The organism is Salegentibacter maritimus (assembly GCF_016236975.1).
GTDB lineage: Bacteria > Bacteroidota > Bacteroidia > Flavobacteriales > Flavobacteriaceae > Salegentibacter > Salegentibacter maritimus.
In genome coordinates, this window is record NZ_JAEHNY010000011.1 from 75667 (window position 1) to 95308 (window position 19642).

Sequence of the window (19642 nt, forward strand, 5' to 3'; positions counted from 1 at the left end):
CAATGGTTAACACTCTATTTAAAGATGATAAAGTATAGCATCCAAATATTTATTTTTCTACTTGTAAGTACAGGGTTTGCACAAATTGATCGTGTAAACCCGGTTCCGCAAGAAGTTAATATTAAAGATTCGGTACAGCTTCCATCCTTTTTCAATATTCAACAATTGAATACAGGTGAAGCTACCAAAAATTTGATTTCAACCTATTTTACCAAAGAAAATACGTTGAAAAAAGGTCTTTCAATTCGTGTAGGCGACGTGACTAATAAATTTAAAAAGCGTGACTTAAAAAAAGTTCCAAATCGCCCGGAGTCATATTACATTAAAAGTACCAAAAACCATATCCTTGTTATTGGTAGGGATGCTGCCGGAGCTTACTACGGAACAAAGACTTTAATAACTTTATTAAGTTCTTCTATGAGGCCCCTTGGCGAAATCATAGATTATCCAGATGTATCTTCCCGAGGAGTGGTTGAAGGCTTTTATGGGACTCCCTGGACCTTTGAAAACCGCATGCGTCAAATAGATTTTTATGGGGCAAATAAACTTAACACCTATATCTATGGCCCTAAAGATGATCCCTACCACAGTTCGCCAAACTGGCGAAAACCTTATCCTGAAAAAGAAGCCGAAAAGCTTAAAAAACTAGTAAGCCGGGCTAACTTAAATCACGTTGATTTTGTATGGGCCATTCACCCCGGAAAGGATATTAAATGGGACGATAAAGATCGAGATGCATTGCTTAGAAAGTTTGAAAATATGTATGACTTAGGGGTTCGATCTTTTGCTGTATTTTTCGATGATATTTCGGGAAAAGGAACAGACCCGACCCAACAGGCTAGCTTATTAAATTACCTCAACGATAAATTTGTAAAGGAAAAAGAAGATGTAAGGCCTTTAATAATGTGCCCAACCGAATATAACAAGGCCTGGTCTAATCCAGACCGAAAATACCTGGAGACTTTGGGTGAAAAACTAGATCCATCTATTGAAATTATGTGGACAGGAAATACCGTTGTTGCCGATATTGATGAGGCCACTATGGATTGGATTAATGCTAAAATTAAGCGTAAAGCTTTTATTTGGTGGAACTATCCTGTTTCAGACTATGTAAGAAACCATATGCTTTTGGGGCCTGCATACGGTAATGCCAAAACAATTGCCAAGGATCTTTCCGGCTTTACATCAAACCCAATGGAACACGCCGAAGCCTCTAAAATTGGTATTTATGGCGTAGCCGACTATACCTGGAATATGGAAGGCTATCACCCAGAAAAAACCTGGAATAAATCTTTAAAAGATTTAATGCCTGAAAATTATGAAGCACTTGCAGTTTTCGCGAAACACAACAGCGATTTAGGAGAAAATGGCCACAGGTACCGAAGAAAAGAGTCGGTAGCATTTGCTCCTGAAGCCAAAGAGTTCCTAAAATCAATTAAAAACAAACAGGAAATTACTAACCTAAATATAATAGAAGCTGAGTTTAATGAAATGGTTAATGCTTCAGAAAAACTGCTTAACAGTAAAGACAACCCTTTTCTACTAGATGAAATTCGCCCCTGGGTAAGGCAATTTAAACATCTGGGAAAGGCAGGGCTCTCTATGTTGAATATGCAAAAAGCGCTACAAACAAAAAACCAAAAAGAATTTGAAGACAACTATAATTCTGTTTTAAAGATAAAAACAGAAATGTTTGAATTGGATAGTAAGGAAAACCAAAACCCCTATCAACCGGGAATTAAAACCAGTAGCCTGGTTATTACTCCTATGATTGATGAAGCTTTTACTTTATTGACAAGTGCCTATAACAAAGAGTTTGGTGAAAGTTTAAAAATTGAATCCAATTTTAATCCGCATAGCCTATTCACCAATATCAATAAATTAAAAGAGCAACCAATTACGTTTAAAAACAAAGTGCTGTCGCTAAACCCGCCATTGGAAGTTATTACTTTTGAGGCTGAAGATTTCCTTGGATTTGAATTGGAGGAAGTAAAAAAACTAAAAGAAGTTGGCTATAAACTAGAGCCTTCTTTAGATGCACTTACCTGGCAGCTTTCCAAAGATGGAAATACATGGAGTACACCGGCTACGAAAGAAGCAAATGGCCATATAAAAGCTTTCCCAAAAGAAGCGGTAAAGTTTATTAGGATTATTAACGCTACAGATACTAAAATTGAAACAAGAATAAAAACCTTACGAATTCAGTTTTAACAAACTACCTCGTTTCAAATAGACGAGGTAGTTAGATATCGATTATAGATTAAACTGCAAAGGCAGTCTTTAAAATTAATTTAAACCCATTTTTACAAACACATTTTAATTACTTTTTTAATGGAAAAAATATTAATTACCGGGGCAGCGGGACAATTGGGGCTTGAACTTACCAATGCCCTTATTACAAAATATGGAGCTAAAAATATTTTAGCTAGTGATATTAATTCAAAATCTGCTGAAAAATTCCAATCGGTAAAGTTTATAAGTTTAGATGCTACAGATTCCGACAAAATAAAAGAGCTGGTGGTATCTGAAGGGATTACTCAAATTTATCATTTAGCTGCCATCCTATCGGCTAAAGGTGAAGATAACCCATTATTTACCTGGGACCTTAATATGAAAAGTCTTTTAGGTGTTTTAGAGGCCGCCAGAGAATACAAATTAAAAGTTTTTTGGCCTTCATCAATTGCTGTTTTCGGGAAAGATACCCCACGCGAAAACACCCCTCAAAATCCGGGGATGGTTCCAACTACTGTATACGGAATTTCAAAACAGGCAGGCGAACAATGGTGTAACTACTATGCTACAAAATTTAATGTAGACGTAAGAAGCATTCGTTACCCCGGGCTTATCTCCTATTCGGCTGAACCCGGCGGTGGCACTACCGATTATGCCGTAGATATTTTTTATAAAGCAAAAGAAAATAAGAAATACACCTGTTTCCTTTCTGAAGATACCAGGCTACCCATGATGTATATGCCAGATGCTGTAAGGGCAACTTTAAACTTAATGGAAGCACCCGGTACAGCCATTAAAACAAGAACTTCGTATAATATTTCAGGGATAAGTTTTACACCACGGGAACTTTCAGAAGCAATAAAAGAGCATATTGCTGATTTTAAAATCTCATACCAACCAGATTTTAGACAGGACATAGCTGATACCTGGCCTAAAAGCATTAATGATGAGGTTGCCCAAAAGGAATGGGGATGGACACCAGAATATAACCTGCAGCAAATGACAGCAGATATGCTAAAAAACGTAAAGCTTAAGTCTTAGGGTTCTTCAAAAATTTAACCAGCGTTAGTTGGCGCATCTACCAGGTTCGCAGCTTAAAGGAATGAATCTCCCTAAATAAAGCTTTTATTTTCTATCTAAGACCTTCTTCAGTAATTGTAAATTTTAAGACCACTAAAACATCTTTTCTTCTTATGATAAGGTTTCGGTGTAATACAATCTATAAATTATTGAAGAAGGACTTCTGGTAAATCACCTCACGGTAAGCCAACAAGGTATGAAATGGATTTTTTTTTGGATTCCGAGGCAAACCCTGGGTACTACAGCCTTTGAAGATGCCAATTAAAGTACCTCCTGCTCTATTTGAAATAGAAAATTAGTCTCTCGTCTACTCCCCCATACCCACAATACATAGCGTACACGAAAGCCGTACAAAAAACCAATTCAGGTATAAATAGCTTCTACCTTAGCCTTTATAATTTTAAGCGCTATCCCCGGTATTTTACGCGATTATATTGCAATACAAAATCAAGCTTTTTCATTCAATAAAAGAGAGCTACCATTTATACCTATTACTTAAAGCTTTTCGCTTCTAAATTTAAATCCCAGGTACTTTAACAAAGTATCTCATTAATAATAATATAGTCATTTAAACACCCGCAAATTAGCTTCTGATAAGCCCTGGAGCCCTACTAATTACCGGCGCAAATCTCGATTATTGATTAAATTAAATATAGGCTAAAATTTAAACTATTCAGAAATATCCCCAAAAACCGTGAGAAGTAAAATTGCGATTAGGTTTACCTTGCAAACAATTATTAGCATTTTTAAGAGTTGAATAATTGACATTTAAGAGATATAAAGCATAACAAGATATGGTTCCATTTGAAGAAGCTGAAAAACATATTCATAGACATAAAAAGCCGGAAATAGACGCATCTGAATTTCGTTTATTTTCTGAACCTTATAAAGTTTTAGGTAAAATTTTAGCTAGAATTGATAAAGGAAATAGAACGTATTACAATACCCCAGATTTTATTACTGTATTTAAAGATGCTATTAACATTAATCCCTGGAGAACCGAAGAAGGCTTGCGTTTAGGGATGCAATTGTATGGGGTTATTCAAGCTCCTTATTTAGCCGATATGTGGGACTTTATGGACACCTTTCCTTATCAAAGAGGTTATTCCCGACAAGCCTTTAGATCTATAAAAACTGAAGATACCTTACGTAATAAATTACATTTTTTTACGCAATTTTTAAGATTTAGCAGAAAGGGTTTTGGTGGCTTGTCTTTACAAGAGCATTTTCAATACAGCACCTATTTTCCAAATGCAAACAGCTACTTCTTAGCCACTTTACTTCATAATGGAAACGGCGCTTTTGATGAATTGCTAGAAGACATTATTCAAGGTGAGGATGAAATTGGGGGGATTAGCGCCGATATTATTAAAGCCCTGTTACTTTCTGAAACGGAAAAGCATTGGGAAATGGTGGCCAAACTATTACTGGCCGCGCAACGTCAGGAAGGTTTAAGACAAACCATTCTAGAGTCGTTAGATGAGTCTGGTCTGGGCGCTTTAAAGTATATAATCAATGTTATTCTAGAAAATGACCTTACCCGTTTTAGCAGTGTTACCAGAGCTGTGAGCACTTGGTTTGGATTAAATTGGGAAACACCTAAAAAATCGATCATCAACCGGGTTTTAAAACTCGCACAAGCTTTAATCCTTGATTTAAAAGAAACAGATACACTGCTTAAAAGCAAAGATAATTTAGAAGTTTTAGTTGGTTTATGGGCTATAGGAATTTTAGATGTTGACACTGCCAATAGAAAAGCCTTAGAAATTGTTTTCACTTCTGAAGATAGAAACAAGAAGATTTTAGCACTGTATTTTATTTGGAAAACAGATAGGACAAACGATGCCCTGGTCCCCTATTTTACCACAGAGCTAGGTAAAGATTATGCCCTGGACCATTGGATGGCAGTAAATTTACCGGTAACTACTTTAGATAACTCCACTTTCGAGAAGCTACTTTCTGTAGCCAAAAACGTTACAGAAAAAGGTAAAACCTACGAAAGCAAAATATTCTCCTGGTGGAGCTTTGTCCCCGGGCCAACCTATTTCTTTCAATTTTTAATCAATAGCGCAACAGAACAGCAGTTAGAGTTAATGGCTACTGATTTTGAAGAATTTCCTACAGAATATAGGGAAAACTACATTCGCAAAGTATTCCCAAAACATTTTAGTTACTCCTTGTATTACAAACAAGATCAGCAAAATAAAGTACAATTAGATTACGACGAAGCGTCCTGGAAAAGAGCTTTAGCAAGAAAAGCCATTTATAACCGAAATGAGGGGGTTATGGCAACAGGATTAAATTTATTTAATTCGATACACCTTTATGATAAAGATTTAGAGATTGCTGAAGATTTACTAAGGCGAAAAAATAAAAATTTACGCACAGCTTTAATCCATATAATCACAAAACTACCGGCAGACCGATTAAGAACAAGCACTAAGAACTTACTTTCAGCAAAAAATATTGAACAACGCCTGGCCGGTTTAGAGATTCTAAGCCTTTTGAAAGATGCCAATATACAATCTGATTTTATTGAAGCCCAATTAGAACTTTATCATGAGCGTCCTAAAATCACTAAAAACGAACAGGTTTATTTAGATAAGTTTTTAGAGACTACGCAGGATTATAATTTTAGCAATGGTTTTGGTGTTATTGATTATGACAACTTAACACCGCTATATATTCCAAAACCTCAATTTGAGAAAAAAATGAATTTCTTCGATAAATTGGGGGTCACAACATCAGAGTTTTCGGCATTTAAATTTAAAGATTTTATAGATGCTAATAAGATTACTAAACAAGTTAACAGGCTAATTGCTATTGTTGCTGAAAATAAAAATTATGAGTATCAAATGCAGGGGTATCAGGGAGAAACTCATACCACATTTATTGAAAAAGGACTTCATGAAATAAAGGAACTGGGAAGTGATGCTACTGCTCAGGATCATTTACATAATATTCCGCTTTCGCATGTATGGATAGAATGGTATGAACAAAGCAAGCTTAATGATTTTGAACTCTATGCTACCATTAGGTATATCAACAATCACAGTTATCCCTATGGGAGCTACAAAATATTAGAACCCTTTTTAAGACAGTATTACCCAGATTTATCAGGTTTAAATTTAGATGAAGAAAAAAATTATTACTCAAAGTCCAGAACGTACAACGAGATTTTAAATCGCTTGTTTGCAGTTTATGTAGATGCCCAAACAATTGGATCTTTTAAACTGAGTATGTATGAAGATATGATTGCCAATTTTCCTGAAAAATATAAATTAACAAAGTTTCAGGATCGTGGTTACCATTACACCAACACATATAATTGGACAAGTATTATACAGGCAAACACCCCTAATTTTGGTGTTCATCATTTAGATCAACTTACTTCAGAGCAGCTTTTAAAATATTGGTCTATTAAAATGTATTTAATGGTTCAAAATTGTGCGTATCCTACAGTTGCCACAGATAATAAAATACTTACAGCTGCACAAACCAGGACACGGAGCTTAGAATTTCCTGAAATTGAAGTCACACTAAAGCTCTATAAAGAAGGATTGATTAATGATGAAGATCTACTATTCCAGGCTTTAAATAGAAATGAATTAATGACCATTATTGATGGTGGATTTAATTACAGAATGAACTATAGAAAAGGTCTGGAACGCAATACAATTCCCAAACATGTATTTCTTCCTTTAAAAACCAATTTATTAGAAACCGAATTAAATCGCGGAGATATAGCAACCCCTGCTTCTAATTATATTAACGCTATTCATAAAGTTGAAGGTGTAGATTATGTATTTAGAGTACTGGAGCGCCTGGGGAAAGATACTTTTGAGCGGGGTTACAGCTATTACGGCGACAGTAAAAAATCTAAGTTTAGTGCCATTCTTAGAATGACACAATTTAAAGACACCGAGTCTTATTCTGATTTTGAAAATCTTGCAAAGGCCTCAAAAATTAGTAAAAAGCGTTTTATAGAATTGGCCTGTTACGCCACCCAATGGGCCAGTGTGGTTGGCGAATATTTAAAAATCGATAATTTAGAAAATGCCGTATGGTGGTTTCAGGCACACGCTTCAGATTATATGAACAGTGAAAAAGAAACCATAATTTCTCGTTACTCCAATATTCCAAAAAGCGATTTTGCACTAGGGGCTATCGATATAGATTGGTTTACCAAAGTATACAAAAGCTTAGGCAAAACCAATTGGAAACTACTTCACGAGGCTGCTAAATACATTTCTGATGGAAACGGGCATCGACAGGTAAAACTTTATTCTGGTGTAATGCTGGGCGAAGTAAAAATCACTGAAACCATAAAGAAAATTAAAGACAAGCGTGATAAAGATTACGTACGTGCTTTAGGCTTAATTCCTCTAAGCAAAACCGTACCTGAAAAAGATGTACTAAAGCGCTACAATCTCTTACAGGATTTCTTAAAAGAAAGTAAGCAATTTGGTGCACAGCGTCAGGAAAGCGAAGCTGCGGCTGTAGACATAGCATTAGATAACTTATCGCGTAATGCGGGCTACCAGGATCGTGTGCGCTTTAGTTGGGCAATGGAGGCAAAAGCCACCCAAAGCATTATGGAGAATGCTAAAATTACCATAGAAGAAACAGTGATAGAATTGGTTATTAACGAGCTTGGCAAAACAGAACTTAAAGTAACCAAAGCCGGGAAAGCACTAAAAAATATTCCTGCTAAATTGCGTAAAGACAAAAAGGTTATCGCTTTAAAAGAAAATAAAGCCTACTTGTCCAGACAATACAGTAGAACTCGTTTATCATTAGAAAATGCCATGGTAAACGAAGATGAATTTACAGCGAAGGAAATTCATAATTTAATGCAACACCCTATCGTAAAAGTGATGTTGAGTAAGCTGGTAATGTACGTTCCTGAAAAAGAACTTGCCGGATTTTACCAACAGGGCAACTTAATAGATGCGAACGGTAAAACACATCAGTTAGCAGAAGATGATGTATTGCTTATTGCCCATCCTTCTCATTTATACAAAGCAGTGGTATGGGATATGTACCAGAAACACTTATTTGCAGAGCGTGTAGTACAGCCATTTAAGCAAGTATTTAGAGAATTGTATTTAATCACTGAAGATGAGCGGGAACACAGTAATCGTTCAGAACGTTACCAGGGACATCAAATTCAGCCTAAAAAAACCGTAGCGCTTTTAAGAGGTCGTGGTTGGACGGTAAGTATGGAAGATGGTTTACAAAAAGTATATCATAAACACGGTTTTATAGCCACTATGTACGCCATGGCCGATTGGTATTCACCTTCAGATACCGAGGCCCCAACCCTGGAAGATATTTGCTTTCACGCTGTAGACACTTATAAAACTGTTCCACTTTCAGAAATTCCATCGGTGATTTTTAGTGAGATAATGCGGGACATTGACCTTGTGGTGAGTGTAGCGCACGTTGGTGGCATAGATCCAGAAGCCAGCCACAGCAGCATGCAAATGCGTGCTGCATTAGCCGAAGAATCTGCCAAATTATTCAAACTTATAAATATTAATGTTAAAGACCGCCACATTTTTGTAAAAGGTAGTCTTGGCGAGTATAGCATTCATTTAGGCAGCGGCCAGGTGAGCAAAAACGGATTGGCATTATCTATAATCCCGGTACACAGCCAGCATAGAGGGCGAATGTTCTTGCCATTTGTAGACGACGATCCAAAATCGGCAGAAATTATTTCTAAGATGAAACTACTTTCAGAAGATCACAAAATACAGGATCCAACAATTTTAGCACAAATAAATAGCTAATTTCTTTAAACAATAAGGGCGTTCCCCACTTAAGGTGGGGCGGGCTTTTTGTTGCAAGTCCTCGTGCTATCGCACTGTGGGCTTTTCACGACAATCCCTAACGCAAAAAACATCTCTATACAAATGGAACTCACATTACAACTGAAAAGACTTGGTAAAAAAAAGGTAAAACAAGTCCCATTTAAACTGGAAGAAACCCCAAAAAACCTGGAAGAATTATTAGTCGCTTGCGTAAAAAACCAGGTAGAAGACTTCAACAAAAAACGCCTGGAAGTTAATGTTATTGGTTTTTTAAGCCCTACAGAAATACAAGAACAGGCGCAAAATGGTAAAATAGGTTTTGGCGAACTAGCCAATAAAGATTTGGCTAATATGCAAAAAGCCATTGATAATGTTCTACTCGCTTTTAAAGACGGACTTTTTGTGGTTTTTATAGATGATGAAGAAATAACCGATTTAAAAGCGCCCTTGCAACTGACTTCAGAAAGTGTTATTGCATTTATAAGATTAACATTTTTAGTCGGAACTTATTGGTAAAATATTTCAATAACATCTACAATGATAGTAAACTAAGTCGGGTTATTATACCCTTTGGCGATACCAATTAAAAACATAAAATAGCATGTGCAAAAATCAACAAACCTAAAAATGCTCTGTAAAGAACTAAATACAGAAATCGCTGAATACCGTGATAAAATTATTTTGTGACAGGTTTATTTTTGTTGTGAATAATAAGAACAATATAGGTTTGAAATATTTAGAATTTAGCATTAACCGCAAAGTGCAAAGTTTAATGGTAAATGTGTTTGAAGCTGTAAGTGATACTCAAGACCCAGCCCTAAAAATTAGCGAACTCATGCACACCCAAAGCATATTTGAGCGGGTTTTTGAAATCGTAAAAGAAACCGGTTTTTACAATGATGATGAAAATTTAAGATTGATGAGAGCTTTGAATATTGATACCGGGGAAGGTGATTTAAAAAATGCTTTGTATACCACCTGGACAATTATGGGAAATAATTTAAACAAGTCAAAATCCCAGGAAGAATTCAATGCAAAATTCGCATTGTTTGTACCTACTATTCTTAAAAGGATGGAAGCAATTCACGGTATAACTATATAATATGGCTTATAATATTTTTTATCTATTACAGTAAACTACCTCGGGGCAAGCCCACGAGGTATTCGTTGGAAACAAATTTTTAATTTCAAGGCAAGCCTCGGGGTATTACACCCTTTGGCGGTGCCAATAAAAAAAGACTGCACCCTCAACCCTATCAAGATATCAAAATGGAATTTAACAAAGAATACATTACCACCTATTATAAAAGTATAAAAGCAGAAAAGAACTATCCCGAAGCCTTTTTATATGAGCTTTTCCTGGTAGGCAAAATAAGCAGGGACAAAGAAATTATTGCTGAAATTTCTGAAATACTGCAAGAATATGGTACCTCCGAGATAAATAGCGCGTTTAAAACACGTAATAAATTGCCTGAAAACGGAAAAGGCTCCGAGAAAGTAATTAACACCTTACTTCATTTTGGCACCAAAGATCCCTTATTCCCTATTGGAAAACTCTATAATATGATGGGCTTTTCCTTAGTTTTTATGGACAATACCGCTATTGTTCAAAAACTAGAGAAACAACCAGACCTTATTTCACGCTTAAATGGAATCAATGAACTTCGCATTAAAGAAGTCTTTTCAGAAGAAATTCCTGATGAAATTTGTGATATAAAATCACTTGAGGTGCTGGAAATAGAAGGAAGTTATAAAAAACTACCTGAGGCCATTGGAAATTTACAAAAATTGGAAATTGTTAATTTAGACCTACCTGAATTAGCATATTTCCCCGATAGTTTTTGGACCCTGGAAGCCATTAAAGAATTAGACCTGGAAAATATTTCTACAGGTTTTCAAGCTTCGCTTCATTTAGATAAACTTTCTAATTTAGTAGAATTGACTTTCTTAAAAGTAAACTTAACAGATGCTTCGCAACTTGAGCTTCCTTTAAGTTTAGAGAAATTAAGTTTTATTCGGCTGGAAAATATTAGTAAACTCCCCAATAGTTTTACCAGTCTTAAAAACCTTCAACGTATACAAATTTACAAATGTCCCAACTTAAAGGAAATTCCAGACGGACTTGAAAATTTAAAAAATCTATCAAGCATAGATTTTAGGGAAATTCCATCAATTAAAGGAATAAAAGACAAACAGCTTTTTACAGAAAGTTGCAACTCCTTCAGCTTAGATAAAAACATACCTATACTAAATACTGGCACCTCCTTTTTAAACTCAGAGTTATTAATTAGCGATGTAAAAATATTGGAATATGTTTTAGCAAATCCAAAGAATTTCCCGAATCTTAAAAGTTTGAAAATCTATTATAATCCTGATTTCACCAATCTATCTTTAGGACTGGGAGAGTTGCCTACACTTGAATCTGTAGCCATTCATATGGTTAGTAACACCGAAACTTTATTTAGTAACATAGATAAATGCAAACAACTAAAATCCCTAAGTATAAGCAATGCAAACATGGAATCGTTTCCCGAGGGTCTAAAAAAATTACCGTATTTAGAGTATTTAAGTTTTAATAGTTGCCCCAAGCTTATACTACAAGGCGATAATTTACCTAAAAAGATTAAAGAATTAGAACTATTTGTGATAAAAGAGTTTATTCCCGGAAAACATTACCTAGAAACTGATTCAGCTAGCTTTGCTCACCTTATTCTTGAAAATCCTAAAAACTTATTTAAAACTTTAATTACTAAAAAATTAAAGTTTTCACAAATAAATAAGAACAAAAACACGCAAGAAGAACTAACGCAGTATTTGCCAAAGCCGGAGGCTTTAAATACTTTGAAAGTCCACACCAATACAGCGAATTACAAAGATGTTTTATTGCATTGTACACAATTGGAACATCTGGATTTAAATAATGAGGAAGAAAGTACTGCAGTTCTTACCACGCAGCCGGCGCCTCAATTAAAGTACTTAAAGTTATCTTCTTACAAAGCAAACAACCTTGAGGACATACTTAAGAGTACACCAAATTTGGAAACATTAGATATAAGGCATTATGAGGCTTCTATTATATTTCCACGGGTGTCATTACCGTATTTAAAAGTTTTAGATTTAAGCTATACCCGATTTAAAACACTTGAAGCCTTACATGCCCCGGCATTGCATGATCTAAGAATAGCTTTGAGTTATGAGTTTGGAATGGAAGGCTATTCTAAATTAAACCGATTTAAATCTTTGAAGAAATTGAGCTTTGTTGGTATTAGCAGGGAAGTAAATACTATCCCCGAAAGCATTACTGAATTAGAACTTACTGAGTTTTTAATTGGTCATAACTTTGAAGTTTTACCTGAATATATTAAAAAAATGACAAGCTTAGAAACCCTATCGCTTGGTGGAAATGAGTTTGTAGATCTTCCCACCTGGATTGCAGATTTACCGAAACTGGATCGCTTAGATATTGACGGTTGCCGATTTGAAAATGATGTACCGGAGTACTTTCAAAAACTGAAGTTGAAAGAATTAAAATACTACATTTCCAAATTTGGTGGTTTCAATATGAACCCTAATAAATACAAATACCTCATAACACCGGGTTACACCCAACTAAAAAAAGAATTCACTAAAGATATATAACTAATTCTCATGCTATTTAGAAAAGTAAACTGCCTCGGAACAAGCCCACGAGGCATTCGTTGGAAACAAATCTTTAATTTAGAAGCAAACCAGAGGCTATTGTGCCCTTTGGCGGTGCTAATAAAAAAAAGACAAATAATAATACTGGTTTTTACTATTTCAATGGCTTTTTCGTGTAAAAACCACATTAAAAAAGAAGTTACCAATCACAAATATTATGATAGACCTATATCTGATACGGTTTCTACTACTAAGCTAAGAGCCGTAACAAATCAGGAATATTTACAGTTTGGTGTAAGCGTAGCATATGTAAATGAGAACAATGATACCATCATTCCATTTGGGAAATATGCATATTACGGAACTGACACATTGGAATTTTACGCCAATGTTTTAGAACATCCTAACGATACTACCTATGGGCGGCAGATTGCTATAGACAGGAACCAAAATGTTTTGTTTGACCTTGTTATGTTCGACAATGGCCCCGAACCCTTTAATGAAGGCTTAACGAGAGTTCTTAGAAATGGTAAAATGGGGTACGCAAATAAATATGGCCAGGTAGTAATTCCCTGTGAATATGAGTTTGCCAAATGGTTTGAAAATGGAAAAGCCGAAGTCACTTATAAAGTAAAAACATATTACGATTTAGATGACCATAAAAGAGTGGAAAGTGACGAATGGTTTGAAATTGATAAAGAAGGAAACAAAATAGAATCAACATCACAACCGTAGCAATAAACATTGGCTTAACAGCCTACCACTAAATTGTTTACCAATCAAAAAAAGCCTTAGAATTTCAAAATATCCCTAAGGCTTTTTTAGCTAAAATATCACGGAAAACAGGTACAAAATCTCTTCCGGGTTTAAGCATCTTTGTTACACTTTTAAAAAAGATAAACATGGATTTTAAAACAATGTTAGAATTACCTGCTTTAGATACAGATCAGGTTGTAAAAATACTACAGGAAATAGCAAATAAAGAAAGGAAACAAGAAAAGCCCCAAATGCCACAGGTAAGTATTAGCACCCATTCCGGTAGTGCCTCCGGCTTTTTTGTAAATCATTGTACAGAAAAGAAAGTGATATTGTTAGCTGATATGTACGACCATAAAGCTCATTTTCAATACATAGCATCTCATTCTATTTCTACGATCTCTATGAGTAACATCGATAAATATGCCTATCTTTTCTCTGACGGTAGAATTCCTTTTAGCCCAGATAAAAGCGAAATACCTAGCCTACTTCAGCTTAAGAAAAACATTAAGGCCTTAGAACTGGCACTAAACGATTCTTTAGGGAAAGAAGTTTCTATAGCATATTCTTACAAAGAAACTCCAACAGATCTTGAAAAATTTTATGCTTCTAAAGTGTTGGGTTTATTAAAAGAAACCCTCTCCAACATTGCCAAAGATAAAATGGCCAACGAAGCTTTTTCTGAATCAATTTCCTCGCTTAATTTTAAGTTGGGTTCAGAAAACAACGTGCTATTACAAGAAAATATGCTTTCAATTACCATTGATATTTCTAAAGCACTAAAAAGCTTTCCAGACACCGCCCAGCTACAAAATCAAATAGAGAAAAACCTATAAATTCTTCCGATAATTAAAAAGTAAATTAACTCGAGGCCAGCCTCTGGGTCACGATAACTATCTTAACAAATCTCGATTATCGAGTAAAAAAGTATATACTATGCAACAAAACAATATTATAGACCGAATAGAAATTATCTTAAAAAGAGACGAGAATAGCATAAAAAAATTTGAGTTGAGCCAACTTGATTATAACTTTTCTACTTCTCATAATTATGGAAAAGATGCTGAAAAAACAACCGAAGTTTACTTATCTGGATCTATAAACTCCAAAATAGATGAGTTCCTCTTAAACTGGGTAGCCAACCAGGAAGGTGAATGGGCCGGCTCTATTCAGGTATTCTTTAAGCATCAGGACAAACCCGAATTAAGCCTTAATTTTCAAAATTCTTCTGTAACTAGTTTTAATCAATCTTTTATGGAAAATAATCCATACTCCCAACAAGGTGTATACTTCTCGGCTTCTTTAAGAGGTGTAGAGCTTAATACTGTACCTATAAATTAATTTTACGCTAAACTTTAAAATAAACTACCTTGAGGTAAGCCCACGAGATATTTGTTGGACATAAACTTATATTTTCCAGGCAAACCTCAAGGTATTATATCCTTTGGCGGTGCCAATAAAAAAAGCTGTCTGAAAAGTCTATTCTAGTCAAGCTGAACTTGTTTCAGCTTCTAACATGTTTTTAATTACCAACACGTTAGATCTTGAAATAAATTCAAGATGACGATTTTAAAACCTTTTCCTACAGCTTCTTTTTTATAATAGCCTGGTTCTCCCAGGTTATTTTATAGATTATTCTCCAGGAATTCACGTATTACAAGATCAGAGAAATATCCGCTGTGGTGGCCGCCCCAACAAGCTGTAAGAGAAAATACCTCATCTTCTATTTTTAATTCTTTTTTATCTTCTGCACCTTCGTTAGGTATACAATACACCTCAATAGACGAGATACTCTCCTGTATAGCTTCCTTACCCATATCGTCTTCACAAACCTCCTTTAGTGCATCGGTAAGACGCTGTAAACAAACACTTGGCACAAACTTTATAAAGTCTAGCTCAAAAGTATCCCAGTTAATATTAACAGGTAATTCTTTACCTACCGTCTGATTTATTTCCTTTTGGTAGTCTCCTAAATATTGATCTTCAATTGCTTTAGCTGCTTTTTTTTCTTGTAGTCCCATTATAAATATCTTTAGTTATAATTAATGCTTCAAAAATACCCTGTACCCCTCTATAAACACTGACTTCTTTTAATGAAAGTGAAAACTCACGGAATTCCGTGAGGCCGTTTTTGCAACATTCTTATAATTTAGTTTAATCAAGATGATAACTATGAAACAAATGATATACTTTGGAATACTACTTGGCGTAATTGTAATTGGTTTTAGTAGCTGCGCCAGATTGTTTGGTGGTATCTCTAAAAATAAAGCTGCAAAAAATATCGAAACATATTTACAAAGAGAGTATAAAGATGAATTAGATTTTAAAAATTTAAATCGCTTTTTTAACGCTGCTACGATGAATCCTAATATGTTTAGTGTACATATCTACAATAAAAAAATACCCGAAATTGAATTCTACACGCATATTAATGCGAAAAACATATTAGTAAATGATACTTTGCCTCTGTATGGCTCCGAAAAGCTTACCTTTAATGATCTTTATAAAGAGTCTATAAATATCTATGAAACAAAACAAGCGATTAGAAATGATTTTAAAAGTAGCGGGCTGGATGTTAACTTCAAAATTGAAAGCATTGAATTAATTTTTAAAGAAGACCTAACTCCCCAAGTACTGGACAATTTGATCCCTAAATTTATGGAAAGATTAAACCAGTCTTACAACGAATTGAACAGTTTATATAGTCAGCATTTACTAATTAAAACTCCTCAATATCCAGAAGGTTTCATAGAAATACCACTTGAAACCCATACAAATACCTGGCAAATCAAAGATTTTCTATTATCAAAAAAAATACAGGGTTTCCCATCCTTACAAACAAAGATTGAAGAAAAAATAGGAACAAACATACGCGAAGCATTCCCTTATTTTAAAATTAGTAATTACAGAAAAATATATTTAGACAAATCTTCCCTTTCTAAAGCGGCCTGGGTACAATACCTTGATGATAAACGTATAAAGAATGATGGTGAAGGAAAATACCAAAACCCACAGAAAGGTTTATACATCCTGTATTTTGATTTAGATACCCGACACATATACCGGGGAGAGATGATAACAGACCAGAATGATACGACATCTTACGAGGAAGAGTTTAATCAGATAAAAAATGCTATAGAAGCAGAAGGAATTAATGCTATATATCAACAAACAAATTAACTTAAGATAAGCAGCAAGGCTTCGTAAACTACCTCGGGGCAAGCCCACAGGGCTTCGTTGAAAACAAATTTTTAATTTCGAGGCAGACCCTGGGATATTATACCCTTTGGCGGTGCCAGTAAAAACCTATTTTATTTTAGGTAGTGGCCCTGAAGCATTTAAAATGCCATGACAATAAAGTTACCTCGGAAGGCCTTAAAAATTAAAACTCAATCTTGAACACAAGCCAAATTAGGTATCAAACAACCCAGATTCTATGGCATATTTTACTGCCCCTGTAGTGGTTTTAGAGTCGGTTTTTAAAAGAATATTCTTACGATGAGTTTCTACGGTATTCACAGAAATAAATAGCTTTTCCGAAATTTCTTTTGAGGTAAGCTCTTCCCCTAAAAGTGCCAACACTTCCTTCTCGCGTGGTGAGAGTTCTATGTTTTTATACTTCTTACGCTCAAAAACGCTTTCCATATATCGTTGTTTTATAATATCAGAGAAGTACTGTTCATCATTTAATACAGTACGTACAGCTTTCTGCAATTCTTCTTTACTTGTAAATTTTGGCACAAAACCATCTGCTCCTTTTTGAATCACCTTATGCACCGTTCTATGATTATCCAACATGCTTAAGATGATAATTTTGATAGCACTATGTTTCTTTTTAATTTCCGTAAGCAATTCTATACCATCCATTTTTGGCATACTAATATCGCTTATAATTAAATGAACCTCAAATTGATTGAGCAGTCTAAGTACCTGTTTCCCCTCGGTGGCTAAATGAACCTCTCCTATTTCGGGCATATCCTTAAATATGGTATTTATACCTTCCAGAAACATTAAATGATCGTCTGCTATAATGATGTTTACTTTCTTCACAGTTTTTAATTTAAGGGAATATCTATCATAATTGAGGTACCACTACTTGCACTGCTGTCTATCTCTATGGTACCTTGTAGCTTATGCAAGCGGTCCTTTATATTTCGTAATCCTATTCCTTGTTTTTTCTTCTCCTGAAATCCCTGTCCATTATCGTTAATCACAATATTTAAGTGATTTTCATGCCTGGTAAGTTGTACTTCGGCCTGGGTGGCAAGGGAATGTTTTAGAATGTTATTTACTAATTCCTGTACAATTCTATAAACTTCGGCAAGGAGCTCCTCCGGTAACCGATCAATATCTTCTTCCGGAAAGAAAAAAGTTTGAATATCAATATTTGCACTTTTAGAAATTTTATCTATAAAATCCCTAAGAAAACTACTAAAACCTATTTTTGAAAAAGCTAAGGGATGTAATTGATGGGAAAGCGCACGTATATCTATACAAGCATTACCAATAGCATTCAATATTCTTTTACTTTGTGGTTTTTCTGGTTGAGTTTCTATGTAGTGTTCAAAGGCAATTTTTATTCCGGCGAGGTCACTTCCAATTCCGTCGTGTATCTCCCGGGCTAAACGTGCTCTTTCTTCGTCCTGTCCTTCCTGGTAACGTTCTATTACAGATAATTTATGGTCTTTCATCATCTGGTTAATCTTTTGCTTTGCATTTTCTTCCTGTTGCTCACTCAATTCTTTCTGAGCTTTAAGCCGCTGCAGGTAAAAAAGCCGCAGTATAATTAAAGATATTAAAACCAATATAAAACCCGCAATAAACGCATTTCTTACAATTCCCTGCCGTTTAACAGTAAGCTCTGCTTTTTGCAGTTCTGCCTCCCCCAACTTTTGTTCTTTCTCCAACAATGCTATTCGCGTCTCCTTTAACTGGGTTTCGTAACGTTCCTGGAGATTTGCGACATACTTTTCTTTATCAAGTGAGTTTTGTTTAGATTTGGTATCTACTCCTTTTTGGTAATATTTTAAAGCATTTTTATAGTCGCCCTGACCTTGATATAGCTGGGAAAGATTTATATATATATTAGAATTGTAAGTTAACAAAGACTGATCTTCCCCTATGGCAAGGGCTTGCTCAAAATAGGTTATTGCTTCTTTGTTATTACCTAATTCACTTTCACATAAGCCCAGATCATTTAATACAATCGCTATATCAGAATTGAATTTTAGTTCTTTTAACAGCGATAATGTTCTTTTTAAGGAAACCACTGCTTCTTCACAACGCTCTTCTTCAACTAACATCTGTGACAGGTTAATATTTATATAAGCTATCACGGCTTTGTTCCCCTCTCTCTTTCTATAGTTTAAAACTGTTTGGTAGTGTTTACGAGCCTGATCAAACTTGCCTTGTTCTTTTAAAATATTAGCAAAATTAAATAAGGTAGTGAGTACACCGTCGTCATCTTTTAATTCCCGATATAAGTTAGCGGCACGATCTAAATTTTCAGCAGCCTTATTGTATTTTTTTTGTAGCACATAAAGTGTGGCAATATTTTGATAGGCATTTGCTTCCTGGTTCTTTCCGCCTATTTTTTTTGCATAAGCTAAGCATTGCATAAAACCATCCATTGCTTTGGGATAATCCCCAAGGTTCTTATACCCTAGCGCTAATACATTATAAGCGGCTGCCAAACCATTTTCTATTTTAAGCTCTTTAAGTAAATTAATGGCCTTTGCAGCCTGGTCTACAGCACTTTTATAATCTCCCGAAATGTTGCCTAGGTTGCCCAAAGCATAGTGTGCCCTAACTATATGGATTTTCTTATCTAAAGCCTCACTTTTTGACAACCATTCCTGGGCTGCTTTTTTCGCAACTTCCGGGTTTGTATATAAATTTTCTGCATATACATTAGAAAGCGAATCTAAAAGTGGCGTACTTTCTGGTGTTTGAGCTAGGCTAACATTACATATTCCTAAGAATAGAAATAAAAATAAGCTTGTATAATTTTTAAGCGGTATCATTTTAAAACCAGTAAATTACTTCGGGGCAAGCCAACAAGGCATTAAATGGAATTCTTTTTTGATTTTGGGGCAGGCCTTGAAACATTAAATCTCGATTAT

The 19642-nt window shown here is 35.0% G+C and carries 13 protein-coding genes; 10 read left to right on the forward strand and 3 right to left on the reverse strand.

Annotated elements, in window-relative coordinates:
- The first annotated feature begins 24 nt into the window (after nt 1-24).
- The 9 genes from I6U50_RS12435 (at nt 25) to tssD (ending at nt 14861) form a co-directional block, all read left to right on the forward strand.
- Nucleotides 25-2211: a beta-N-acetylglucosaminidase gene (locus tag I6U50_RS12435; RefSeq protein ID WP_198639066.1), complete on the forward strand. Its 2187-nt coding sequence runs from the start codon at nt 25-27 to the stop codon at nt 2209-2211.
- Between the two features lie 120 nt (nt 2212-2331).
- Nucleotides 2332-3273 carry an NAD-dependent epimerase/dehydratase family protein gene (locus I6U50_RS12440; RefSeq protein WP_198639067.1) on the forward strand — a complete coding sequence of 314 codons (942 nt, stop codon included), beginning with the start codon at nt 2332-2334 and terminating at the stop codon, nt 3271-3273.
- 833 nt (nt 3274-4106) lie between these two features.
- Complete coding sequence (locus I6U50_RS12445) at nt 4107-9104, forward strand: DUF4132 domain-containing protein (protein ID WP_198639068.1); 4998 nt, start codon at nt 4107-4109, stop codon at nt 9102-9104.
- A 123-nt stretch (nt 9105-9227) separates the two neighbouring features.
- Nucleotides 9228-9641: a hypothetical protein gene (locus I6U50_RS12450; RefSeq protein ID WP_198639069.1), complete on the forward strand. Its 414-nt coding sequence runs from the start codon at nt 9228-9230 to the stop codon at nt 9639-9641.
- A gap of 211 nt (nt 9642-9852) precedes the next feature.
- On the forward strand, nt 9853-10227 hold the full coding sequence (locus tag I6U50_RS12455; protein ID WP_232804676.1) for a hypothetical protein: 375 nt from the start codon (nt 9853-9855) through the stop codon (nt 10225-10227).
- Nucleotides 10228-10394: 167 nt separating this feature from the next.
- The gene (locus tag I6U50_RS12460) at nt 10395-12764 is read left to right on the forward strand and encodes a hypothetical protein (RefSeq protein WP_198639070.1); all 2370 of its coding nucleotides are present in this window, start codon (nt 10395-10397) and stop codon (nt 12762-12764) included.
- Nucleotides 12765-12926: 162 nt separating this feature from the next.
- Complete coding sequence (locus I6U50_RS12465; protein ID WP_198639071.1) at nt 12927-13499, forward strand: WG repeat-containing protein; 573 nt, start codon at nt 12927-12929, stop codon at nt 13497-13499.
- Nucleotides 13500-13666: 167 nt separating this feature from the next.
- Nucleotides 13667-14356 (forward strand): hypothetical protein, encoded by a 690-nt coding sequence (locus I6U50_RS12470; protein WP_198639072.1) that lies wholly within the window; start codon nt 13667-13669, stop codon nt 14354-14356.
- A gap of 100 nt (nt 14357-14456) precedes the next feature.
- A complete protein-coding gene (gene tssD / locus I6U50_RS12475; RefSeq protein ID WP_198639073.1) occupies nt 14457-14861 on the forward strand; it encodes a type VI secretion system tube protein TssD in 405 nt (134 codons plus the stop codon).
- Between the two features lie 284 nt (nt 14862-15145).
- Here tssD and I6U50_RS12480 read toward each other — a convergent pair whose 3' ends face one another.
- Nucleotides 15146-15541 (reverse strand): hypothetical protein, encoded by a 396-nt coding sequence (locus I6U50_RS12480; protein WP_198639074.1) that lies wholly within the window; start codon nt 15539-15541, stop codon nt 15146-15148.
- 151 nt (nt 15542-15692) lie between these two features.
- On the opposite strand from I6U50_RS12480, the gene I6U50_RS12485 reads away from it, so the two are divergent.
- Nucleotides 15693-16700 carry a hypothetical protein gene (locus I6U50_RS12485; protein WP_198639075.1) on the forward strand — a complete coding sequence of 336 codons (1008 nt, stop codon included), beginning with the start codon at nt 15693-15695 and terminating at the stop codon, nt 16698-16700.
- Between the two features lie 231 nt (nt 16701-16931).
- On the opposite strand, the gene I6U50_RS16095 is transcribed toward I6U50_RS12485, so the two are convergent.
- Nucleotides 16932-17570, reverse strand: a complete 639-nt coding sequence (locus tag I6U50_RS16095) for a response regulator transcription factor (protein ID WP_193710645.1) — start codon at nt 17568-17570, stop codon at nt 16932-16934.
- A 5-nt stretch (nt 17571-17575) separates the two neighbouring features.
- Nucleotides 17576-19543, reverse strand: a complete 1968-nt coding sequence (locus I6U50_RS12495; RefSeq protein ID WP_198639076.1) for a tetratricopeptide repeat-containing sensor histidine kinase — start codon at nt 19541-19543, stop codon at nt 17576-17578.
- Nucleotides 19544-19642: the final 99 nt, after the last annotated feature.